20 protein-coding genes and 1 tRNA gene are annotated in these 23,074 nt (G+C 33.8%); 4 read left to right on the plus strand and 17 right to left on the minus strand.

The window, feature by feature from the left end:
- Nucleotides 1–87: 87 nt before the first annotated feature.
- A complete protein-coding gene (locus M1D64_RS10255; RefSeq protein WP_041079698.1) occupies nt 88–735 on the minus strand; it encodes a DUF4887 domain-containing protein in 648 nt (215 codons plus the stop codon).
- An 853-nt stretch (nt 736–1,588) separates the two neighbouring features.
- Between M1D64_RS10255 and M1D64_RS10260 the strand changes: the two genes are divergently transcribed.
- Both M1D64_RS10260 and M1D64_RS10265 read left to right on the plus strand, forming a co-directional pair.
- Nucleotides 1,589–2,485, plus strand: coding sequence for a TIGR01777 family oxidoreductase (locus M1D64_RS10260; RefSeq protein WP_041079700.1), 897 nt, complete (start codon nt 1,589–1,591; stop codon nt 2,483–2,485).
- Nucleotides 2,486–2,508: 23 nt separating this feature from the next.
- A complete protein-coding gene (locus M1D64_RS10265) occupies nt 2,509–2,664 on the plus strand; it encodes a hypothetical protein (RefSeq protein WP_244943988.1) in 156 nt (51 codons plus the stop codon).
- Between the two features lie 114 nt (nt 2,665–2,778).
- Here the strand turns inward: M1D64_RS10265 and clpP are convergent, their stop codons facing one another.
- The gene (gene clpP, locus M1D64_RS10270; RefSeq protein ID WP_002483889.1) at nt 2,779–3,363 is read right to left on the minus strand and encodes an ATP-dependent Clp endopeptidase proteolytic subunit ClpP; all 585 of its coding nucleotides are present in this window, start codon (nt 3,361–3,363) and stop codon (nt 2,779–2,781) included.
- A 153-nt stretch (nt 3,364–3,516) separates the two neighbouring features.
- Between clpP and M1D64_RS10275 the strand changes: the two genes are divergently transcribed.
- A tRNA-Arg gene (locus M1D64_RS10275) sits at nt 3,517–3,588 on the plus strand.
- A gap of 480 nt (nt 3,589–4,068) precedes the next feature.
- Complete coding sequence (locus M1D64_RS10280; protein WP_480977478.1) at nt 4,069–4,566, plus strand: Ltp family lipoprotein; 498 nt, start codon at nt 4,069–4,071, stop codon at nt 4,564–4,566.
- A 115-nt stretch (nt 4,567–4,681) separates the two neighbouring features.
- On the opposite strand, the gene M1D64_RS10285 is transcribed toward M1D64_RS10280, so the two are convergent.
- The 15 genes from M1D64_RS10285 to prfB form a co-directional block, all read right to left on the minus strand.
- The gene (locus tag M1D64_RS10285; protein WP_002483891.1) at nt 4,682–5,527 is read right to left on the minus strand and encodes a YitT family protein; all 846 of its coding nucleotides are present in this window, start codon (nt 5,525–5,527) and stop codon (nt 4,682–4,684) included.
- A gap of 238 nt (nt 5,528–5,765) precedes the next feature.
- On the minus strand, nt 5,766–6,710 hold the full coding sequence (whiA, locus tag M1D64_RS10290; RefSeq protein ID WP_002483892.1) for a DNA-binding protein WhiA: 945 nt from the start codon (nt 6,708–6,710) through the stop codon (nt 5,766–5,768).
- Between the two features lie 38 nt (nt 6,711–6,748).
- Nucleotides 6,749–7,747 carry a gluconeogenesis factor YvcK family protein gene (locus M1D64_RS10295; RefSeq protein WP_002483893.1) on the minus strand — a complete coding sequence of 333 codons (999 nt, stop codon included), beginning with the start codon at nt 7,745–7,747 and terminating at the stop codon, nt 6,749–6,751.
- Nucleotides 7,734–8,660, minus strand: a complete 927-nt coding sequence (gene rapZ, locus M1D64_RS10300; protein ID WP_002483894.1) for an RNase adapter RapZ — start codon at nt 8,658–8,660, stop codon at nt 7,734–7,736. The genes M1D64_RS10295 and rapZ overlap by 14 nt, the downstream gene beginning before the upstream one ends.
- Before the next feature lie 345 nt (nt 8,661–9,005).
- Nucleotides 9,006–9,950, minus strand: coding sequence for a thioredoxin-disulfide reductase (trxB, locus tag M1D64_RS10305; RefSeq protein WP_002483895.1), 945 nt, complete (start codon nt 9,948–9,950; stop codon nt 9,006–9,008).
- Between the two features lie 65 nt (nt 9,951–10,015).
- A complete protein-coding gene (locus M1D64_RS10310) occupies nt 10,016–11,452 on the minus strand; it encodes a tetratricopeptide repeat protein (RefSeq protein WP_002483896.1) in 1,437 nt (478 codons plus the stop codon).
- 25 nt (nt 11,453–11,477) lie between these two features.
- Nucleotides 11,478–11,954 carry an acyltransferase gene (locus M1D64_RS10315; protein WP_002483897.1) on the minus strand — a complete coding sequence of 159 codons (477 nt, stop codon included), beginning with the start codon at nt 11,952–11,954 and terminating at the stop codon, nt 11,478–11,480.
- A gap of 9 nt (nt 11,955–11,963) precedes the next feature.
- Nucleotides 11,964–12,800: a prolipoprotein diacylglyceryl transferase gene (gene lgt, locus M1D64_RS10320; RefSeq protein WP_480977479.1), complete on the minus strand. Its 837-nt coding sequence runs from the start codon at nt 12,798–12,800 to the stop codon at nt 11,964–11,966.
- Nucleotides 12,797–13,738 carry an HPr(Ser) kinase/phosphatase gene (gene hprK / locus M1D64_RS10325; protein ID WP_002483899.1) on the minus strand — a complete coding sequence of 314 codons (942 nt, stop codon included), beginning with the start codon at nt 13,736–13,738 and terminating at the stop codon, nt 12,797–12,799. Before hprK ends, lgt begins: the two co-directional genes overlap by 4 nt.
- A 301-nt stretch (nt 13,739–14,039) precedes the next feature.
- Nucleotides 14,040–16,877 (minus strand): excinuclease ABC subunit UvrA, encoded by a 2,838-nt coding sequence (gene uvrA, locus M1D64_RS10330; RefSeq protein WP_069821757.1) that lies wholly within the window; start codon nt 16,875–16,877, stop codon nt 14,040–14,042.
- A 5-nt stretch (nt 16,878–16,882) separates the two neighbouring features.
- On the minus strand, nt 16,883–18,865 hold the full coding sequence (gene uvrB / locus M1D64_RS10335; RefSeq protein WP_002483901.1) for an excinuclease ABC subunit UvrB: 1,983 nt from the start codon (nt 18,863–18,865) through the stop codon (nt 16,883–16,885).
- Between the two features lie 333 nt (nt 18,866–19,198).
- The gene (locus M1D64_RS10340; protein ID WP_037538954.1) at nt 19,199–19,429 is read right to left on the minus strand and encodes a CsbA family protein; all 231 of its coding nucleotides are present in this window, start codon (nt 19,427–19,429) and stop codon (nt 19,199–19,201) included.
- A 5-nt stretch (nt 19,430–19,434) separates the two neighbouring features.
- Nucleotides 19,435–20,076, minus strand: a complete 642-nt coding sequence (locus tag M1D64_RS10345) for a YfbR-like 5'-deoxynucleotidase (RefSeq protein WP_002483903.1) — start codon at nt 20,074–20,076, stop codon at nt 19,435–19,437.
- Nucleotides 20,077–20,468: 392 nt separating this feature from the next.
- Nucleotides 20,469–21,422: a COG3942 and LysM peptidoglycan-binding domain-containing protein gene (locus tag M1D64_RS10350; protein ID WP_002483904.1), complete on the minus strand. Its 954-nt coding sequence runs from the start codon at nt 21,420–21,422 to the stop codon at nt 20,469–20,471.
- A 374-nt stretch (nt 21,423–21,796) separates the two neighbouring features.
- Nucleotides 21,797–22,919, minus strand: a protein-coding gene (prfB, locus tag M1D64_RS10355) for a peptide chain release factor 2 (protein WP_100217404.1) whose coding sequence is annotated in 2 segments (ribosomal slippage) — nt 21,797–22,846 and nt 22,848–22,919 — 1,122 coding nt in all. Because the reading frame shifts where the segments join, the coding sequence is not laid out codon by codon here.
- Between the last annotated feature and the right edge of the window lie 155 nt (nt 22,920–23,074).

Raw genomic sequence — 23,074 nt, forward strand, 5'->3', positions numbered from 1 at the left:
ACCGTATAACACGTGTTTTTAACGCTATAAAAATAGGACCTTGAAATCATATGATTAACATCGATTTCGCAGTCCTATTAATTATATTTAGTCATCTTCTGAAGATGACTCGCTTGAGCGTTCATTGGTACTTGAACCATTATTGTTGCTTTGTGCTGATCTTTCTTGTGTATTATTTTGAGAACTTCTTTGTTGAGTTGATGGTTCTGGTTTTTTCTCTTCAGTCGATGGTTCAGATGTTTTTTCTTCCGTTGAAGGTTCAGAAGTTTTCTCCTCGGTTGTTTTTTCTTCTGTTGAAGGCTCACGTGTTTTTTCTTCAGTAGAACGTTCTTCAGTTGTTTTTTCTTCTGTGGTAGCTTCTTTCGTTTTTTCAGGTGATTTTTCTTCTGTTGTACGAGGCTCAGTCGTTGCTGGCTGTTGTGTTTGCTGCGTCTGTTGCGTTTGCTGTGTTTGTTGTTGCGTTTGAACTGTTTGCTGCGTTTGTTGTGTTTGTTGAGACTCTTGTGTAGATTTCTCTTTATCTTTTTTGTCTTTTTCTTCTTTTGTCTTCTGTTTTTCTTTCTTATCTTTTTCTTCTTGTTTCTGATCTGCTAAACGTTCATTCGCTTTGTTTGAATGATCTACAAATGCAAAAATAGCAAAAATTAATCCACCTACTAATAATAATACGATTAATCCACTTACAATTTTCGCAAAACCACTCATTTTCTTGTTGTTCGGATTATGGTTTGGCATATGCTCCCCTCACTTCAATTTATATCATAACATTTGTTTTCATTTATGCGCATGCTTTCAATAACAAATGTATATTTTACACTATTTCATTTATTAATTAAACTCATTAACTATTTTTTAACCTAGATGTTATCTTAACGACATATGTATAGTAAAATACATATATAACTTAAAATTTAATACTATAGTTTAATATTGATCTATAGTAATCTTCGTTTTCAATACTTTTGTAAATTTTTATTATTAATATGAATAAGCTATAACATTAATATAACAGGATGTGTTCTAAAATTGAAAAAGCATGATCCATTTGATGAATTAGTGGAGCAAAAATCATCTCAAAAAAGAGGTCTGCGTCAAATTATGATCGATAACGATCATTACGAATCAAAAGACCGAGATAAAAAGCGGTTCCCCTTCTTTATGATGATTATTATTTTGTTATTCATAGCCACTGGAATAATTTCTATACTTACTTTATAGGGCATAACGACCTTCATATCCTTATAAAATGTTTTGACTTAAATGTAAAAAGATAGTTACACAAAGCAAATTGCGTTAACATATAAATATAGGCCTATACGCAATGCGTACAGGCCACTACTAAAGGGAGTCAAAATTTTACCTTCGTTAGTATATTATGGGGTATACTCGAAATAATTAAGAGATGATTAATTAATATCGAAGGTATCTCAATTATAAAATGAATGCTCTTTATTTTAAATAGTTCTTAATACGAGTAAATGACATATTATTGAACAAACAATGAAAAAATTATGACCTTCAAATGTGATTCGATTGATTCTCTCTAATCATTCCAACATTAGGCATTACTAAATTATGAGGTGATAAAATGAAACATTATTTAATTACAGGTGGTACAGGTATGATAGGATCGCAATTAGTTAAAGCTATCATACAAAGTGATGCGCATATAACGATTTTAACTAGACAGGATATGACTTCATCACACCCTAAGATTTCCTACGTCAATTGGTCTCAATCAAATTGGGAAAATGAAATACCTGATATCGATATCGTCATTAACCTTGCAGGTGCTAGTTTAAATAAACGATGGACTAAATCCTATAAACAAACCATTATGCTAAGTCGTATACAAGCTACACAAGCTTTATTCGAATTATTTCAAAATCGTAAACATAAACCAGAAGTATTATTCAATGCGAGTGCTGTTGGTTACTATAAACCAGACTTATATCGTACGTATACTGAATTATATAAAACACTTCCTTTTGATTTTTTATCGGAAGTCGTATATCAATGGGAAAGAATGGCTCGCCAATTTGAAACGCTTGGTACGCGTGTCGTTATTGGTCGGTTTGGAATGGTCTTGTCTAATGATGGCGGCGCACTACCAATGATGAAATTGCCTTATGACTTTTATCTTGGTGGAAAATTAGGTTCAGGAAGACAATGGTATTCTTGGATTCATATAGATGATTTAGTGAGAGCCTTGCTCCATACTATCAATACGGAAAGTGCACGAGGTGTATTTAACTTTACTGCACCGATTGTAGAACATCAAAACATGTTTGGGTATACACTTGCACGCGTTTCTCATCGCCCTCATCATACATGGGTCCCATCGTTAGCCATTAGATTAGCTTTAGGTCAAATGTCGACTGTTGTGCTCGATACACAAAAAGTAATACCTAATAAATTACAAGCAACTCATTTCAAATTTAAATACCCTGATTTAAAAATCGCACTCGAAGATTTAGTACATTAAGTGAATAGGAAGCGAAATGAATCATGAAGACAGATCGATTAACACATGCCTTATTATTTATCGCTGGATTGTTATTATTAATTAATGGTATCTGTGCTTTTGAACAAAATTTAACTATGCTATTTATATCATCAATATTGGTAATTAAGTGGTATCTGTGTAACATTTGTAGCCATTAAATTAATTTGGCACAACTATCGTAGACTTAAAGTTAATAACAATTCATAATGTGAGATAAATAGAAAAGCCAAGCTACTAATTATGTAGCTTGGCTTTTTTAATGAAATTAAATCTTATGATTCTGGTACCATAACTTGGTCAACAAGACCATAGTCTTTAGCTTCTTCAGCTGATAAGAAATTATCACGATCTGTATCTTGCTCAATTTTTTCAATTGATTGACCAGTACGTTCAGCTAAAATTTGGTTTAATTTAGCACGTGTTTTAAGAATATGATTAGCAGCAATTTCAATTTCAGTCGCTTGTCCTTGCGCGCCACCTAATGGTTGGTGGATCATTACTTCAGCGTTTGGTAATGCAAAACGTTTACCTTTTGCACCTGCTGCAAGTAAGAATGACCCCATTGATGCAGCCATACCGATACAAATTGTTTGTACATCTGGTTTGATGTGTTGGATTGTATCGTAAATAGCGAAACCAGCAGTTACACTACCACCTGGTGAATTGATATAAAGATAGATATCTTTTTCTGCATCTTGTGCTTGTAAGAATAATAATTGAGAAACAATAGAGTTTGCTACATTATCATCGATTTGAGAACCTAACATTATAATACGGTCTTTTAATAAACGTGAGTAAATGTCATATGCACGTTCCCCACGGTTTGTTGTTTCAATTACTGTAGGTATTAAATTCATTAATATTGCCTCCTTATTTCTAACTGATAAACTTATTTTAACCTAAAAGTCAAACATGGTCAAAAAATAACGCTCAAAAATTTTATGAAAGTTGAATTATTCTTATTGACCGTTTTCGTTAAGATTTGTACACTTATATTAATGCGTCTTTACCCCCTCGTAGTGTAATGGATAACACGTAAGATTCCGGTTCTTAAGATAGGGGTTCGATTCCCTTCGAGGGGACTAATAAGTAATAAAAGTATACTTTTCAAATTAAAAAGGGAAGATAACCAATATAAAGCGCACACGAGTTCAATCTCATGTATTTTATATTCCTACTTAAGTCATCCCCTACTTGTACAATCAATCAGACCGAGACATCAAAAAATGATTCTCGATCTGATTTTTTCATTTTTTAAAATTCTATTAATAAAAAATGGATTACACTGAGAAATGTAATTTTCCACACTGATTATGATATTAAGTACCAAATTATCTTAATTATTAAAAATACATCCTTATCTAAATGAGATACTTAAAAATCAATTCTTAATATATACACAAAATTCACGCTTTTTATATTGAACAATATATAAACGTAAAGATAATTAGTAATAAAAAAATTCATTTTAAATTTACAATCATTTGATACACTTGTAAAGATTAGATTATTTTACAAAGGGGAAATGAGACATTGGCAGACAAGCAAATTAGTGATGCGCAGTGGATAGAATACCAAGCGCATCAAAATCAACAAAAATCGAAAAAATTAGTAAAGGTTGGTTTTGGGGTTGTGGATCTGGTTGCGGTTGTTTAATTTTGTTAGTAATTATCATTATAGGCATCTCAGCATGTACTGCAAACCTAGGCAACGTAGACACTAATGATAATTCATCAAACAATTCAAACAACAGTAGTGCTTCTAGAGAAGAAAAATCTGCATTAAATAAAGCGAAAACCTATTCGAACGTTATGCACATGTCAAAAGATGGCATCTATAATCAATTAACGTCTGAAGCTGATGGTTTTAAAGAATCAGATGCACAATACGCAGTAGATAATTTAAAAGCGAATTATAAAAAGAATGCTCTCGAAAAAACTAAAGATTATGCTGATACACAGGATATGTCAAACAATGCAATATACAATAAATTAACATCAGATATTGAACGATTCACGGACGAACAAGCGCAATACGCTATTGATCAATTAGATAAATAGTGAACTTCTAAAGCCCTAATTCAACTTTAATTATTGTTGATGGGACTTAATTAAACTTAACATTAAAGAAACGATATTTCGGTATTGAAACCGAAATATCGTTTTTTTTTGCCTCTTAATTCATATTTATAAAGGTACTGCCTAAAACATCACGTACATCGTGAATCACTAGGAATGCATTTTCATCCACTTCATTTACCAGTTTCTTGACTCTTGTAACTTGTGATTGCGGTACAACGACGTACAACATATGTGTTTCTGACTTTCCATAACCACCTTTACCAGTTAATATGGTTGACCCTCTACCGGTAAACGCATTGATTTTATCACTAATTAAATCACTTTTGCTAGAAATCACTGTAACTGCTTTTTTCGGATTGAAACCTTCGATAATGAAGGACGTGGCACGTTCCGTAACAAATAACATAATAATCGTAAACAGCACATTTTCTAATGGTAGTACCATTAAGAATGAAAGAACAACGAGCGCATCTAGTATAAAAATTCCTTGTGACGTTTTGATCTCGGAATATTTATTTACAATTTTCGCAATGACTGATGTACCACCCAGTGTACTACCAGTAGAAATTACTAGCCCTGCACCGATACCAATCACAGCGCCCCCAAATAAAGAATTAATAACAAAATTATCTACACCTAGATTAATATTTTCAGTTAAATGTAAAAATAGAGACAACGCAGTGTTGGAAATAACGGTGTAGACCGCTACCGTTTTACTTAAAAATTTCCACCCTACAAATACGACAACGGTATTGATAATAAATGAGGTCCACGCTGGCGATAAACCGAATGCATACATAAGAGATAATGATATCCCTACTGTGCCGCCATCACCTAGGTTTGATCCAAGTAAAAAACAGTTTACGCCAATCGCATTTATGAATGTACCAATTAAACAGAATATAATGTTTTTATAATGCTTGTTTATCAAATTTTTCATAAATACCCTCCCTTTTCACTATTTTATTATTATGGTTTATAAATAATATGTTCAATATTCATCAAGTAATGCCTAAATATTAAAAAAGACACCTCCATGAGGCGTCATTAATTGAAATTCATACTTTTCATTATATTAGCATATTTATTTTATGTGTGACTAGAAGAAATTCAATTTACACTTAATTCTTTTTCAAATTAAGAGATAACCATGCAAAACTGATGATACACCTTATGTGCTATAGTTCGATAGGCTCACCGCTTCTTAATTTATCAGCCATCTCATTTAACTTTCTTAATCTATGATTCACACCAGATTTAGATATTTTTCCCGTGGACATCATTTCACCTAATTCTTTTAATGAAACTTCTTGATGCTCAATTCTTAATTTTGCGATCTCACGCAATCTATCTGGAAGGTTGTCTAAACCAATTTCTTTATCAATTAAATGTATACTTTCTACATGTTTCATGGCTGCGCTTACAGTTTTATTTAAATTGGCTGTCTCACAATTAACCAATCGATTCACAGAATTTCTCATATCTCGAACAATACGAACATCTTCAAATTTCAAAAGTGCTTGATAACCACCTATCAAACTTAAAAAATCGGATATTTTTTCTGCTTCTTTTAAGTAAGCAATGCTGCCTTTCTTACGTTCTAGATGTTTTGCATTTAATTCATATGCATTCATTAATTGTGTGATACCTTCAGAATGGTCTTCATATAACGAAAAAACCTCTAAATGATAAGATGACGTTTCTGGATTATTGACAGAACCACCAGCTAGAAAGGCACCTCTCAAATAACTGCGACGCATTTCATCATCATGAATCATAGTTTCATCGATTTCATGGGTAAAGACACCATTTTTTAAAATACCTAAATCATCTAATATTTCTCTGGCTCTTGCCTTAATACGACAAATATAGATATTATTCTTTTTCAATTTCATTTTCTTGCGTACGAGTAGTTCCACTTCCACATTAAACACTTTTTTTATTAACGAATAAATCCGTCTTGCTGTTGTTGCATTTTCGGTTTGAACGTTAATAACAAACTGTTGATTGGATAGACTGAGTGCACCATTCATTCGAATAAGCGCACTGAGCTCTGCTTTTGCATTTTTTTCATCTACTTCAATTCTAGTAAGTTCATTTTTCATATCTGATGCAAAGCTCATGATTCAATCAGTCCCTTCTTATAAGTTTATTGTCTGGCTTATTCGTTATGATCTTTATCTCGATTAAACTCAATTGTCGCCGTTTCTCTCATAGCGATTTCATAGATCATTTTTGAAAGTACTTCAGTGTTATGGCGCACGTAATCTTCTGAAGACACTTCTACTAAATCAGGATGTGTAAAGACTTTAATATTCTGTGCTTCCATATCTGTCGTGTTGCATTTTACAGGTTCTGCATTTTCTTCTCTATAGCGTTCTAATACATTACCGTGAAAATTTTGCGTGCTACAAATAACATAGTTAATACATTTCGCACCCATGTGATCATGGATAGCATTGACATGATCGACAGCAGAATAATTATTCGTTTCACCTGGCTGTGTCATTACATTTGAAACATACAATTTAGGGGCATCTACTTTAAGTAATGCATCTGCGATACCTTTTACGCATAAATTTGAAATGACACTTGTATATAAAGAACCTGGCCCCATAACAATTAAATCTGCCTCTTCAATCGCTTCAACTGCTTCTTCCATCGGTTTTACATCTTCAGGTTCTAAAAATACACGTTCGATTTTTTTATTTTTTTTAGGAATCTTAGACTCGCCATATACGATTTCTCCGTCTTCCATGACTGCACTTAAACGCACACTTGTATTAGTGGACGGAATAACACGACCTCTAATATTTAAAATCTTACTTAATTCTTTAACTGCATGTCCAAAATCATCCGTAATATTCGTTAACGCGGCAATCAGTAAATTGCCAAGCGAATGACCTTCAACTTGGTTTTCTTTAAAACGATATTGGAAAAGTTGTTCTAAAGTTGACTCAGTTTCACTTAATGCAGAAATTACATTTCTTATATCTCCAGGTGCAGGTATATCCATTTCATTTCTTATTTTTCCTGTGCTCCCACCATCATCGGCAACTGTGACAATTGTCGTAATATCTATTGGGTAATCTTTAAGGCCTCGAGCTAAAACGGATAAGCCTGTACCGCCACCTATTAGTACAAGTTTAATTCTTCTCATCTTTATGTTTCACGCCACTTTCAACATGTGCATCCCTGTGATGCACATACACATTGTAATTAAAACTTTCGTTAAGTTCTGCTCCGATACGTTTGGCTAATGCGACTGAACGGTGTTGACCACCAGTACAACCGATTGCGATAACCAGTTGTGATTTACCTTCTTTTTTATATCCTGGTACCATAAATTTCAATAAATCTATTAATTTTTCATAAAATATATTTGTTTCTTTCCATTTCATAACATATTTATAAACCGCTTCATCTTCTCCTGTGAGTGGTCTTAACTCATCAACATAGTGTGGATTCGGTAAAAATCTCACATCGAATACTAAGTCTGCATCCATTTGAATACCATGCTTAAATCCAAAACTCGTTACATTAATGTTAAATGTTTGTACATTGCTCTTATTGAAATAGTCACCAATGCGTTTACGCAATTCTTTTGGTTTCATTTGCGTCGTATCAATCGTATAGTTCGCTAGACTTTTAATTTCTGTTAATAACTCACGTTCTTCATTTATCGATTCTATCAATGAACGTTGTCCATTTCCATTTAACGGATGCGCACGTCTTGTTTCTTTATATCTAGAAATTAAACGCTCATTAGATGCTTCCAAGAACATCATATCCACAATCACATCAGAGTTACTTTTAATTAAATCCATTTCGTGGATTAATGATTTAAACAATTCTTTCCCTCTTAAATCGATTGCAATTGCAACTTTTTGTAATGATGGATTACCTTGCCCCATCAATTCTACAAATTTAGGTAAAAGTATCGGCGGTAAGTTGTCTACACAGAAATAACCGATATCTTCTAGACTTTGAATGACTACAGATTTCCCAGCACCTGATAAACCTGTAACGACTAATAATTCACTTTTTACTATTTCTTTTTCATCCGGTTGCATCTTTTCACACCATTCGTTGATTTATTTAATCATAAAATGTTACTTCGTTGTTAACAGTTCATATTTTAAAGTGATGTGATTCATTTCACTTCAAATAAGTCTAACAATCTTATGCTATCATATTTCATTTTACATGAAAAAGGTCTTAGGTAGTAGCATTATCACTTTAATATTGAAGTTAGCTGTGGCTGCAATTTAACTCCTATAACCATAAGACTTCAATTATAAACATAGATAAATATATATCCTTATGTAAAAAGCTAGAGCACAATGCTTTCAGTTATGTCTGAGCATCATGTTCTAGCTTTAACTAAATTCTATTATACAACACAATCACACGATTGATTATGCTTCTATTGTATCTTTGATGTGTTCAATATATGCGATAGCACTTTGTGCTGCAATACTACCATCACCTGTTGCAGTAACGATTTGACGTAAACCTTTTTCACGTACATCGCCTGCTGCGTAAATACCAGGAATGCTTGTACTCATATCTTCATTCGTTAAGACATAACCGACTTCATTTGTAATACCTAAATCTTGGAAAGGTACTGTCAGTGGTTTCATACCAATATAAATAAATACACCATCCGCATCTAATGTTTGTTCAGAACCATCTTTTGTTGATTCTAATGTGACTGATCCTACTTTACCATCTTTGTCGTTAATTGTTTTTAGTGTGTGGCTCCAGATAAAATCAATTTTTTCATTTTTAAATGCGCGATCTTGTAATATTTTTTGCGCACGTAATTCATCTCTACGGTGTACAATGGTTACGCTATCCGCAAATTTTGTAAGGAATGTGCCTTCCTCAACGGCTGAATCACCTCCACCAATAACAAATAATTTTTTACCTTTAAAGAATGCACCATCACAAACTGCACAATAACTTACACCACGGCCACCAAGTTCTTGTTCACCTGGCACACCAATTTTTTTATATTCTGCACCTGTTGAGATAATAACTGCATGTGCAGTGATTACTTTATTTCCTAGGTTCACTTCTTTATATGCGCCTTTATCTTCGATTGATTTAATGTCACCATATTGATATTGTGCACCAAATTTTTTCGCATGTTCAAACATTTTTGTAGATAAGTCCGGACCTGTTACCATTTCAAATCCTGGAAAGTTTTCAACTTCTTCCGTATTTGCCATTTGTCCACCAGGCATGCCACGTTCTATCATTACAGTACTTAAGTTTGCGCGAGATGCATAAACTGCTGCAGTCATACCTGCTGGGCCTGCACCAATAATTGCAATATCAAAATCCACTTGTTCAGCCATTTTAATTGCCTCCTGTTTATTAATTCAATATGCGAAGTATATATGATTACTTGCATTTTATAAACTTATATGCTCACTAAATAATCTATCGTCTTATTTAAACGGTAAGATGAAATTTTAAACCACTCTAAAACTTGTTGCTTTGTAACTTTGATTTCAGAATGACGAAAATACATATATACAAATGCAGCAACATAATCACTAACATTTGCTAGGTCAACTTTTTCCGAAATAATCGCTTCTGCTTGATCAATCCATACTATAAATAAATCTTCATTATTTTTCAATGCCTCAATATCATAAAGCATTAACATGCCTTTGTGAATAAAATCTAATTTATTTAATTTTAAATCTTGAATTAAATAAGTCAAATAGAGTTTCTCATAATCATTCATAGATTCTAGTACACCCCAAATTTCTTGGGTTAAGAGTACTTCACGACCCTTTAATTGGTTTAATAAAAAGATGCCATATAATCTATGGTGGCTATTATCATTCAACAATAACGGCAATACTTGTTGGTCAAAATACGCTTTGCTCTCTTCAATAACCCAAGGTGCATGGCCAACATCAACTTTAGAAATTTCTTGTAATTTTGTCCAAAAGAATTTACTTTCTTCAAGATTGCCTAAATGATAATGATTATAGCTGAGTGCATTATACATTTGAATCGAAAGGAACTTTCCTCTTCTATAGAGTGGTTGTAGAATCTTTTGCGAAGCTTCATATTGTTTTAAATAACAGAGCACGATACCTAATTTAAATGACTCATCTTCATTCATCGGCATTACTTTGTTTAATATTTTTAAGTAGCGATGATATTTTTCACTATCATTCGTGTTATATAGCAACAATGTATAATGACATAAAGCATGCACATCTGTGTTGTCCTCGCTTAATAAACGTTCAAACATTTCTTTAGCAGTTTCGTATTCGTTTAAATATAAATAACACATTGCTAATAAATTACGTACGACGCGGTGTTCTTGAATGTCAGTACTTTGATTTAAAATAAAATTTCGAGCCTCTGGTAAGCGGCCTTGTGAAAATAAATATTGGAAAATAAGTTGAATCGCAAATAATTTACTTTCTGTCTCTATTTTTTCAGGTGTATGATATGAGACTTCAAACATTTCTTCAAGTTCTTCTTTATAATCCTCATCACCAGATATTGTTACATAGTTAATACCAAATAAAAATGCTTTATTGGCTTCATTCATCGTTATATTTAACTGGCTTAATTGAAAATAACTTTCTTCAACTTCTTCACCTTGTGCAATACTTTCATAAAAAAGATGTTCAGCCTTGCTACCTATACCTAAACTAACTAAACACTCCGAATATTTTACTTTTGTTTCAAAATCCTGAGGTGACATTTCAAGCACTTTAGCGAAGTAAGATGCCGCTTTTTTATATTCTTGTTGATGAAATTTTTGATCACCTAATTTTTTATAAAATTGACTATCTAATTTCATTGGTATTACATTGTCTTTATGCGCCATCCTTCGTCACCTCCTAAATGTTTCTTTATTTTATTATTAGTATGGGATTCCCATACGCTAATGCATGATCTGGAATATCTTTGGATACAATAGAACCCGCACCAATCTTAACATGATTACCAATGGTAACGCCTGGTAGGATGGTCACATTGGCACCAATCAAGGTATGATCCCCAATTTTCACAGGGCCTGTAGTAAATGCATCTACTAAAAATTCATGTGTTAAAATCGTTGAATTATAGCCAATCACACAATTTTTACCAATCGTGATGTATTCAGGATACAATAAATCAGGAACTACTTTGAAAGCGAATGCTGTATGAGCCCCGATATCCATTTTCAATAATTTACGATATGCCCAATGTTTTAATTTCACATTAGGCAAATAACGGCAAACTTCAATAATTAACGTTTGTTTAAACATTTTCATTCCTTTGACAAAACGATACATATGCCATAAAGGATTTTTACCTTGAACTTGTTGTTTCTTTAAATTACGCATAAATGACTATCACTTCACTTCTTTACTTGGCCATGATAATGGACCAACAGCTTTATAACGTGGCGCATCATATTTAACACGTCTAACAATCATTATGACGACACCTATTATGATTAAAATAATGGACATTAATTGGGCAATTCGGATATCACCTGCAAGCATTAAACTATCCGTACGAATGCCTTCTACAAAGAACCTGCCAATGGAATACCAAATTAAATAGAGACAGAAGGTATCACCAATACGTAAGTGTTTTCTTAATAGAATTAAGATAACAAATCCTAACACATCCCAAATAGACTCATAAAGGAATGTTGGTTGATAGTATTTTCCATCAATATACATATTATTAATTATAAAGTCAGGAATATGTAAGTTTTCAAGGAAAGATTTAGAAACTGTGCCCCCATGCGCTTCATGGTTCATAAAGTTTCCCCATCTTCCAATACCTTGTCCTAAAATCATACTTGGCGCAATCACATCACCAATTTGAAATGGATTAATATTTTTTTGTTTACAAATAATAATACCCGTTACGAATCCACCAATAAGACCACCATGTATGGCAATACCACCCTGCCAAATCATTGGGATTTCAATTGGATGTTGTACATAATACGGCCACTGAAAAATAACGAAATATATTCTAGCAACAATAAAACCAAATATGGCACTCCAAAATATAATATCGACGAGTGTATCTTGATGGAATCCAATACGTTTCACGCTTGCTTGTGCAATAAAGTAACCTAGCAGTATGCCCATAGCAATAATAATGCCATACCAACGTACTGAAATCGGTCCTAATTCAAACGCAATCGGATCGATATAGCTTAACGTCATCATTGATTATTCCCCTCACTATGATTACCATTACGCAAAATTTCCGCATTTAAACGGTCATTAAATTCTTCTGCTGTATTGATACCCATGATATTCAGTCTATAGTTCATCGCAGCTACTTCAATAATCACCGCCACGTTACGACCTGGTCTTACTGGAATGGTTTTTTTCGTTATTTCTGTGTCTAAAATACGTAATGTTTCTTCGTTTAGCCCTACACGGTCGTATAGTTTTTCTTTATGCCAATTTTCTAAGTGAATATTTAAACGCAGGCGCTTCTCAGTCAGAATTGAACCGGCACCAAATAAAGTCATAACATTTATAATGCCTAGTCCTCTAATTTCTAACAAATGTTCAATTAATTTAGGTGCACGACCTATTAATTCATCTTTACTAATTTCTCTGATTTCAACATTATCATCAGCTACAAGTCTGTGACCGCGTTTGATTAATTCCAGCGCTGTTTCACTTTTACCTATACCAGAATCGCCTGTGATTAACACACCAACACCGTAAACATCAACAAGCACACCATGCAATGAAGTCGTTCTAGCGAGTTCATGCTCTAAAAAGGTAGTCAAACGACTCATCAATTGAGTTGTGGCAATTGTGGACGTGATCAATGGCGTTTCGTGTTCTTTCGCAGCTTCTATAAGTTCTTCCGGAGGTTCTAAATCTCTTGTCACTATAATCGCTGGTGTTTCTGGACGACATAATTTTCTCATACGTCCTTTCCGTTCTTCATCAGGCAATAAATTATAGAAAGATAACTCAGTAGTTCCTAATAATTGAATACGGTCAGAGGCATAATGAGAGAAATAACCTGCCATTTCTAAACCCGGTCTTGATATATCAGTATTTTTAATTTGTTTATTTAAACCCGCTTCACCTGTGATTACTTCAAGCTTAAAGCGTTCTACTAAACTCTGTGTAGTTAACATGCGTTCACCTCTATCATTCTTTCTTCTGCATTTGTACTATGTTCATATCATATCAAAAAGAACTAATAATCTATATTAAAAAGTGCAGACGAAGTATATTTTAATATATGCCTTATATAAATTATATACGATATTTCTTATTAAAAGCTGATTCATTTTAAAATTAACGATAAACTTAACATTTTATGTTTGCGACATGTTATCAAAGGTTAACAATCACAAAAAAGCTCTTGCTTCACACATGTTACATGGTGTCGCAAGAGCTTTGTTATGTTGTTGGAAAATAGAGACGATATAATTGCTATTGTTTTACCGTGTCTCTTTCTAAGACTGGTTTTAAATATTTACCAGTATAACTTGCTTCTACTTCTGCAATCTTTTCAGGTGTACCCGTTGCAACAACAGTACCTCCACCGTCGCCACCTTCTGGACCTAAATCAATAATATGGTCTGCCATTTTAATGACATCTAAATTATGTTCAATAATAACCACAGTGTCACCATTCTCAACTAACTTGTTTAAAACTTTCAGTAATCTACTGATGTCATCCACATGTAAACCTGTTGTAGGTTCGTCGAGTATATAAATGGAGCGTCCTGTTGAACGTTTGTGTAATTCTGATGCAAGTTTCACACGCTGTGCTTCACCACCAGATAACGTTGTCGCAGGTTGACCTAATGTAACATAACCTAAACCAACATCTACTAACGTTTTTAACTTACGATGAATTTTCGGAACATTTTCGAAAAATGCCGTCGCTTCTTCAGCAGTCATCGCTAGGATTTCTGCAATATTTTTCCCTTTATAAGTTACTTCAAGCGTTTCACGATTATATCTCGTGCCACCACAAACTTCACACGGTACGTAGACATCTGGTAAAAAGTGCATTTCAATTTTAATGATACCATCGCCTTTACAAGCTTCACAGCGACCACCTTTAACATTAAAACTAAAACGACCTTTGGTATAACCTCTGACTTTAGATTCATTTGTTTGTGCAAATATATCTCTAATATTATCAAAAACCCCAGTATACGTAGCTGGATTTGATCTTGGCGTACGTCCAATAGGCGATTGATCAATATCTATAATTCGGTCTAATTGATCTATACCATTAATTTCATCATATTCACCTGGTTTCACTTTAGATTTATTGATTTGTTTCGCTAAAGATTTATAAAGCACTTCATTAACTAAAGTACTCTTACCAGAACCTGAAACACCCGTTACAACAGTCATCGTTGATAATGGGAAATCTACATCAATGCCTTTTAAATTATTACTACGCGCACCTTTAACAATAATTTTGCGATCAGTAATGTCTCTTCTTGCTTCTGGCACTTCAATGCGTTTTTTGCCGCTTAAATATTGTCCGGTTAAAGAGTGTTTGTTGCTCATAACTTGTTTAGGTGTACCACTTGCAACAATCTCACCACCATGCTCACCAGCGCCAGGACCAACATCCACTAAATAGTCTGCTGCACGCATGGTATCATCATCGTGTTCAACAACGATTAACGTATTACCTAAATCACGCATTTCTTTTAAAGTGCTAATTAATCTATCGTTATCTCTTTGATGTAAACCTATGGATGGTTCATCTAATACATATAAGACGCCAGAAAGTCTAGAACCAATTTGTGTTGCTAGACGGATACGTTGCGCTTCGCCACCAGATAAAGAACCAGATGCACGATTTAAAGTTAAGTATTCTAGTCCTACATTATATAAAAATTCTAATCTAGAATTAATTTCTTTCAATATTTGATTGGCAATTTTTTGGTCTTGTTCTGAAAGCGCAATATGATTATAGGCATCTAATGCGTCTTTAATTGAACGCTCAACGACGTCACCAATATTTTTCCCATCTACATAAACTGATAAAGCTTCGCGACTTAAACGTTTACCATGACACGTTTCACAAGGTAACTCAGTCATGTACTTACTCATCATTTCTCTTACTAATTCAGAAGGAGAATCATGGTATCGTCTACTGATATTATTTATAACACCTTCAAACGCCATCGTACGTTTACGAGATTGGCCGTTACGTTGCGTAAATGTGAAGTCTATTTCTTTACCTCTAGATCCGTATAAAATAATATCTTTTTGTCTGTCAGTTAATTTTTTAAATGGTTTGTCCATGTTAATTTTAAACACTTCGCACACGCGTTTTAATATCGTAGGATAAAAATCCGAACTCGATGATTCCCAAGCAACGATTGCACCTTCATTTAAGGTTTTACTCGTATCTGGTACGACTAACTCTAAATCAACCGTTAATTTCTGACCTAATCCATCACATGTAGGGCAAGCACCAAACGGACTATTAAAACTAAACATACGTGGCTCTAACTCACCAATTGAAAAACCACAAATCGGACAAGCATGATTTTCTGAGAACTTCAATTCTTCACCGTCAATGATATCGACAATGAGCGTTCCTTCTGACAATTGTAACGCCGTCTCAATGGAGTCAGCTAAACGCGTTTCGATACCCTCTTTGACAACAAGACGGTCAACTACTACCTCAATTGTATGATTTTTATTTTTATCTAAGGCTGGTACTTCATTGACATCTAATATTTCTCCATCAACACGTACACGTACATAACCTTTTTTTGTTATATCGTCTATCAGTTTTTCTTGAGCGCCCTTTCTATGAGAAACCACAGGTGCTAAGATTTGAATTTTAGAACGTGCTTCTAATTTCATCACTTGGTCAACCATTTGTTGAACTGTTTGTGATTCTATTTCAATACCATGGTTAGGGCAAAAAGGTTTACCGATACGCGCATATAGTAAACGAATATAATCATAAATTTCTGTGACTGTCGCAACAGTAGATCTTGGGTTTTTACTAGTTGTTTTTTGATCAATTGAAATCGCTGGTGATAAACCTTCAATCGTATCGACATCCGGTTTATCCATTTGACCTAAAAATTGTCGTGCATAGGCACTGAGAGATTCAACATATCTGCGTTGACCTTCTGCATATATTGTATCGAAAGCAAGTGATGACTTTCCTGAACCGGAAAGCCCTGTCATAACTATTAATTTATCTTTTGGTATTTCAATATCTACATTTTTTAAATTGTGGGCACGTGCCCCTTTAACTACAATGGATGGTTGCTTCATTTGTGTCACCCTTCTGCTTTTAATTCAAATAGCATATCTCTAAGCTCTGTGGCTTTTTCGAAATCTAAATCTTTTGCGGCTTGCTTCATTTCTTTTTCTATATTTGCAATTGTTTTTTCGCGTTCTTTCTTCGTCATTTTCTTCGGTACTTCTGTTTGTTGTTGCTCATTTGTTTCATCGTTTTCAACAGTAGCACTAATCACGTCATGTATTTTTTTATTAATTGTAGTAGGCGTAATGTTATATTTTTCATTATATGCTTCTTGTATCGTACGACGACGTTCCGTCTCATCTAACGCATAGCGCATGGAGTCAGTAATTTTATCTCCATACATGATAACTTCCCCGCGACTATTACGTGCGGCACGTCCAATTGTCTGAACAAGTGATCTTTGAGAACGTAAAAATCCTTCTTTGTCAGCATCTAAAATAACAACAAGAGACACTTCTGGTATATCAATACCCTCTCTTAACAAGTTAATTCCAACAATGACATCATACGTACCCATTCTTAAATCTCTAATGATTTCTATACGTTCGAGTGTTTTAATTTCAGAATGCAGATAATTTACTTTGATGCCTGCTTCTTTTAAATATGTCGTTAAATCTTCACTCATTTTCTTAGTCAACGTTGTAACAAGTACACGCTCATTTCGATCGATTCGATCCTGTATCTCACCAAGTAAATCATCAATTTGATTTTCTGTAGGGCGCACTTCAATCTTAGGATCTAACAGACCGGTTGGACGTATGATTTGTTGAACCATCTCATCTGTATGCTCAAGTTCAAATGGTCCTGGTGTGGCTGAAACATAAACCAACTGTTTCGTTTTTTCTTCGAATTCCTCGAATTTTAAAGGTCTATTATCTAGTGCACTCGGCAAACGGAATCCGTGGTCAACTAATACTTGTTTACGAGCACGGTCACCATTATACATACCTCTAATCTGCGGCAAAGTTACGTGCGACTCATCAATCATGACTAACCAGTCATCTCCGAAATAATCAAGTAATGTATAAGGTGTTGACCCCATAGGACGTAATGTTAAGTGAACGGAATAATTTTCTATACCCGAACAGAATCCCATTTCTCTCATCATTTCTAAATCATAATTGGTACGTTGCTCTAAACGTTGCGCTTCTAACAATTTATTTTCTGCATTTAATTCAGCTAAACGTTCTTCTAATTCGTTCTCAATTCTTTGAATTGCTGATTTCATTTTTTCTTCACGTGTTACGAAGTGAGATGCTGGGAAGATTGCAAAATGATCGCGTTCTCTTAATACTTCTCCAGTTAAGTAATTTACTTCACGAATACGATCAATCTCATCACCAAAGAATTCTACACGGATACACATTTCTTCTCTAGATGCAGGGAAAATCTCAACGACATCTCCTCTAACTCTAAACGTACCGCGTCTAAAATCTATATCATTTCTTGTATATTGGACGTCCACTAATTTTTTAAGTAATTCACTTCTATCCATCTCCATGCCAGCACGTATACTAACGACTAAATCACGGTATTCTTCTGGATTACCCAAACCGTAGATACAACTGACACTGGCAATCACAATCACGTCATCTCTCTCAAACAACGCACTGGTAGCTGAATGTCGTAACTGGTCAATCTCATCATTGATTGAAGCGTCTTTTTCTATAAAAGTGTCAGTTGAAGGCACATAGGCTTCTGGTTGATAATAGTCATAGTAACTTACAAAGTATTCCACTCTATTTTCAGGAAAAAATTCTTTGAACTCACTATATAATTGGCCTGCTAAGGTCTTATTATGTGCGATAATCAGTGTTGGTTTACCAACCTGTTTGATTACATTACTCATCGTAAATGTCTTACCAGTACCAGTTGCGCCTAATAGCGTTTGGTGTCTTTTCCCTTCATTAACACCATTTACAATTTTTTGAATTGCTTCTGGCTGATCCCCTTGAGGTTCAAATTCAGAATGCAGTTTGAACGGATAATGTTCCATGGCGACACATGCCTCCTAATTAAGTCTATATCTCTTATTTCGAACCTATTACAATTTGTTTATCTTAAAACGTTCATATATTGATTCTTTACATATCATTTATTCAGATGAATGGTTCTATACTCGTTATATATATTAACAGATTTATGAATACAAAAACAAACATTTGTTCGTAGTTTTAATACTTCTTTTTATAAAGAAAAAACAAACATAGTATGTCACCATGTTTGCATCCATTTGATTTTATATCATAAAAACTTCTTTATTTTTGAAGTTATATTATTATAAATCTCTTATTTAATTATAGCAATTAGGTTGCTCAATGCTTATTATTCAATCATCATCTTTTTTATGCAACTCTAATTGGTCGATGATAAGATACCCCGCTAATAATGAAACGACATCTATGAAAATGATCCATTCATTATGAAAGAACCCCTTTTCAACTGATGCACCTATTAAAATTAAAGTCAATATTGTACCTACCCATTTGCTTCTTGTTAGCACACTGAACAATATAACAAAAACACATGGGAAAAAGGATGCCAATATATACCAAATCATGGAGTTCACCCATTCCTATTATTTAAAATTGCCATTGTTGTTTCACGCAATTCAGATCTTGGTATGAATTTCTCTGTTAGCATCTCTGGGATGATATTCTCGATAAAATCTTGAACTGAGCTAAGATGATCAAATTGCATGATTGTCTCTAGTGACATTTCATAAATTTCAAAAAATAACTGTTCTGGATTACGTTTTTGTATTTCTCCGAAAGTTTCATATAATAAGTCAATTTTATCAGCAACCGACAACAATTGTCCTTCTAAGGAATCATCTTTACCTTCTTGTAATCGCTCACGATAAATAGCTTGATATGGCTCTGGAATTTCCTCATTTATAAAATGGTCTACCATTTCTTCTTCTACTTGAGAAAATAATTTTTTCAATTCTCCACTTGCATATTTCACCGGTGTCTTAATATCGCCAGTAAATATTTCGGCAAAATCATGATTTAATGCTTTCTCATATAAACTTTTCCAATCGACTTCATTACCATGATATTCCTCTACAGTACCTAAATATTGAGCGATTTTTGTCACTTTGAATGAATGAGCAGCGACGTTATGCTCAAAATATTTAAATTTACCCGGCAATCTAATTAATTTTTCCAAATCAGATAAACGTTTAAAATATTGATGTACACCCATGACATCGCCTCCTAGTTTATTAAAAATTGATTATTCTTGATTTTATAATATCATTCAACGCGTTAAATGTCTTATCAATATCATTGAAAAATAATAATCATTTAATTTAACTCATATAATAAAAATAGGTTATATTTCAACGGTATAGTTATCAATGATTTAGGTATAGTCTGGGTGTAGTACAAAAATATTGGATTTGTTTCTATGACGTTGGTGATTGATGACGCATCAAAAACGATGCTGATTGAAAGACTGCTACAATCGTTTATTTAAGCTACTCTGCTTGTTATCTATACATTAAAAGTTCGAGATATTGCCTCATATCCCGAACTCTTATTTAGATAGCGTCACTTCAAATCAAATCATTTTCTACATAGAAGGATAGATTTGTTTTAGTGAATATAATTATATTGGCCTGTGTTATGGATTGTTCTATATGATTTTTGACCTACACCTTGCCAATTCATTTCAGATACGACAATTGAACCATCTGCATTTTTACTTTCAACAACACCTACATGACCATAGTTACCTGCAGTACTTTGGAATATAGCACCTACTTCAGGCGTATTGTTCACTTGATAGCCACTTTGCTGTGCTGCTGAAGCCCAATTATTCGCATTTCCCCATAAGTTTCCAACTGATTTCCCTAATTGTTGTCGACGATCAAAAGCATAATATGTACATTGGCCCCAATCATAATAGTTACTTCCGTTAGATGCGTGTGACACTGGGCTATACTGATAATTTGAAGTTACCTGTTCATTTGCAGTTGTATTCGAAACTTGCTGTCTATCCGAAGCGGAATAATCATTGTTCTGCCATGTTTGCGTTGCATTTGGCGTGATATTCCCTGACGTACGCACATTACGCATAGTATTATTTTCTGCTGTATTGTGTTCGTCATGATTTATTTGTGCTGTTGGTTGAACTGCTTCATGACTATTAAATATTTGCTGTAATTGGTTATTAAGATGCGCTGAACCTTTTTCTGATACCGCAACTAATTGACCTGGATAAATGACTTCACCTAAATTTGGATTCAATTGATACAATTGACTCATTGTCATTTGATGTCTTTCAGCAATTGCTTTAATCGTATCTCCATCCTTAACTTCTACAATGTCAGAATCCGGTAATACGATGGTTTCCCCAACTTGAACATAGTCTCTATTCTGTAAGTGATTTAAATTTTGTATTTCTGTCGTAGTAGTTGCAAATGTTTGTGCTATATCTGTCAAATTAGCATCTTCTTTTACTGTGTGTATTTGGTCTGCTGATGCAACATGGTTCAAACCAAAAAACAAGGCTGCCGAGGTGATAGAAAATGTTAAACCTTTCTTCATTAAGTTTTCATCCTTTACTGTCTTAATTTTAATCAAACATACTATAGCATAATAAAAACAAAGATTTTCTATTGTTATGGTTTTGTAACATAACAGTCAACTTTATATTTCAAACACCTATATTACAAGTCGATAAAAACGCCACAAACCTTGCCATTAAAGTATTTAACATGTTTGATATGATAGATTTGAAAACTTACTCGTAATATTAAAAATTGCATTTTACATATTTAATTAAATATTTATCTGTCCTTTATCAAACAAAAAGAGCCAGATCACAATCTGAACTTTTAATAAGATTGCGCGCTGACTCTACATATTTAAATATATCTTTCTTATATTATGTTTCATTAAAATAGCTGTTTAATGGCTACTTAACCTTCATTTTCATGTTGATCCATTTGACTGCGTAAGAATGCTTCAATAAATGGACCAATGTCGCCATCCATAACAGCATCTACTTTACCCGTTTCTTCGTTTGTACGGTGATCTTTAACCATAGCATAAGGATGGAATACGTAAGATCTAATTTGACTACCCCAGCCGATTTCTTTTTGCTCACCACGAATTTCTGCCATTTCTTGTTCTTGCTCTTCAATTTTTAATTGATATAGTTTAGATTTCAATGTCTTCATTGCTGCTTCTCTGTTTTTGATTTGTGAACGTTCATTTTGGTTATTTACTACGATCCCTGTTGGGTGGTGTGTAATTCTAATCGCTGATTCAGTTTTGTTAATGTGTTGCCCACCAGCACCAGAAGCTCTAAATGTATCGACTGTGATATCATCTGGATTAATATCAATTTCAATCTCAGTATTATTGAATTGAGGTATAACATCACATGATGCAAATGATGTATGTCTTCGACCAGATGAATCGAAAGGTGAAATACGCACAAGACGATGCACGCCTTTTTCAGCTTTTAAATAACCATATGCGTTATGTCCCTTAACGATAAGCGTCACACTTTTAACACCTGCTTCATCACCAGGTAAATAGTCCGCAATTTCGACGTTGAATCCTTTCTGCTCACAATAACGTTGATACATTCTCAAGAGCATATTCGTCCAATCCTGTGACTCTGTGCCGCCTGCACCTGGATGTAATTCCATAATGGCATTATTCGCGTCATAAGGCCCATCAAGTAATAATTGTAACTCGAACTGATCTAATTCATTTTTAAAATCTTGAACGCTTTGCTCTAAATCTTGCTTCATCGTTTCATCATCTTCTTCGAGTAACAAAGCTCTCGTAGTATCCATATCTTCAAGTTCAGACTCTAATGTTCTATATGCATTCACTACTGATTTTAAAGCATTATTCTTATCAATAACGTCCTGAGCCTTTTCTTGGTTATCCCAAAATGTTGGATCGGTCATCATTTCTTCATATTCTTGTATGTTCGTCTCTTTTGCTTCTAAGTCAAAGAGACCCCCTAAGTTGTTCTAGTTTTTCATTATACGTATCTATATTACGTTTTATCTCTGACAATTCCATCATGCATCTCTCCTATGATTATTTGAATGAAATAATAAACTATAACGTATTTCATTTATTTGAAGTTAATAACTCTATTCTACAGAAGTTTGCGGTTTAATTACAACTTTATCTAATTCAAATAAATACCTAACCAAACTTAATTACAAAATAAA

The organism is Staphylococcus sp. Z5-21 (assembly GCF_056529615.1).

Coding starts and splice junctions, on each gene's coding strand:
- M1D64_RS10255 (WP_041079698.1), bottom strand. CDS start 735: ATGCCAAACCATAATCCGAACAACAAGAAAATGAGTGGTTTTGCGAAA.
- M1D64_RS10260 (WP_041079700.1), top strand. CDS start 1,589: ATGAAACATTATTTAATTACAGGTGGTACAGGTATGATAGGATCGCAA.
- M1D64_RS10265 (WP_244943988.1), top strand. CDS start 2,509: ATGAAGACAGATCGATTAACACATGCCTTATTATTTATCGCTGGATTG.
- clpP (WP_002483889.1), bottom strand. CDS start 3,363: ATGAATTTAATACCTACAGTAATTGAAACAACAAACCGTGGGGAACGT.
- M1D64_RS10285 (WP_002483891.1), bottom strand. CDS start 5,527: ATGAAAAATTTGATAAACAAGCATTATAAAAACATTATATTCTGTTTA.
- whiA (WP_002483892.1), bottom strand. CDS start 6,710: ATGAGCTTTGCATCAGATATGAAAAATGAACTTACTAGAATTGAAGTA.
- M1D64_RS10295 (WP_002483893.1), bottom strand. CDS start 7,747: ATGAGAAGAATTAAACTTGTACTAATAGGTGGCGGTACAGGCTTATCC.
- rapZ (WP_002483894.1), bottom strand. CDS start 8,660: ATGCAACCGGATGAAAAAGAAATAGTAAAAAGTGAATTATTAGTCGTT.
- trxB (WP_002483895.1), bottom strand. CDS start 9,950: ATGGCTGAACAAGTGGATTTTGATATTGCAATTATTGGTGCAGGCCCA.
- M1D64_RS10310 (WP_002483896.1), bottom strand. CDS start 11,452: ATGGCGCATAAAGACAATGTAATACCAATGAAATTAGATAGTCAATTT.
- M1D64_RS10315 (WP_002483897.1), bottom strand. CDS start 11,954: ATGCGTAATTTAAAGAAACAACAAGTTCAAGGTAAAAATCCTTTATGG.
- lgt (WP_480977479.1), bottom strand. CDS start 12,800: ATGATGACGTTAAGCTATATCGATCCGATTGCGTTTGAATTAGGACCG.
- hprK (WP_002483899.1), bottom strand. CDS start 13,738: ATGTTAACTACACAGAGTTTAGTAGAACGCTTTAAGCTTGAAGTAATC.
- uvrA (WP_069821757.1), bottom strand. CDS start 16,877: ATGAAGCAACCATCCATTGTAGTTAAAGGGGCACGTGCCCACAATTTA.
- uvrB (WP_002483901.1), bottom strand. CDS start 18,865: ATGGAACATTATCCGTTCAAACTGCATTCTGAATTTGAACCTCAAGGG.
- M1D64_RS10340 (WP_037538954.1), bottom strand. CDS start 19,429: ATGATTTGGTATATATTGGCATCCTTTTTCCCATGTGTTTTTGTTATA.
- M1D64_RS10345 (WP_002483903.1), bottom strand. CDS start 20,076: ATGGGTGTACATCAATATTTTAAACGTTTATCTGATTTGGAAAAATTA.
- M1D64_RS10350 (WP_002483904.1), bottom strand. CDS start 21,422: ATGAAGAAAGGTTTAACATTTTCTATCACCTCGGCAGCCTTGTTTTTT.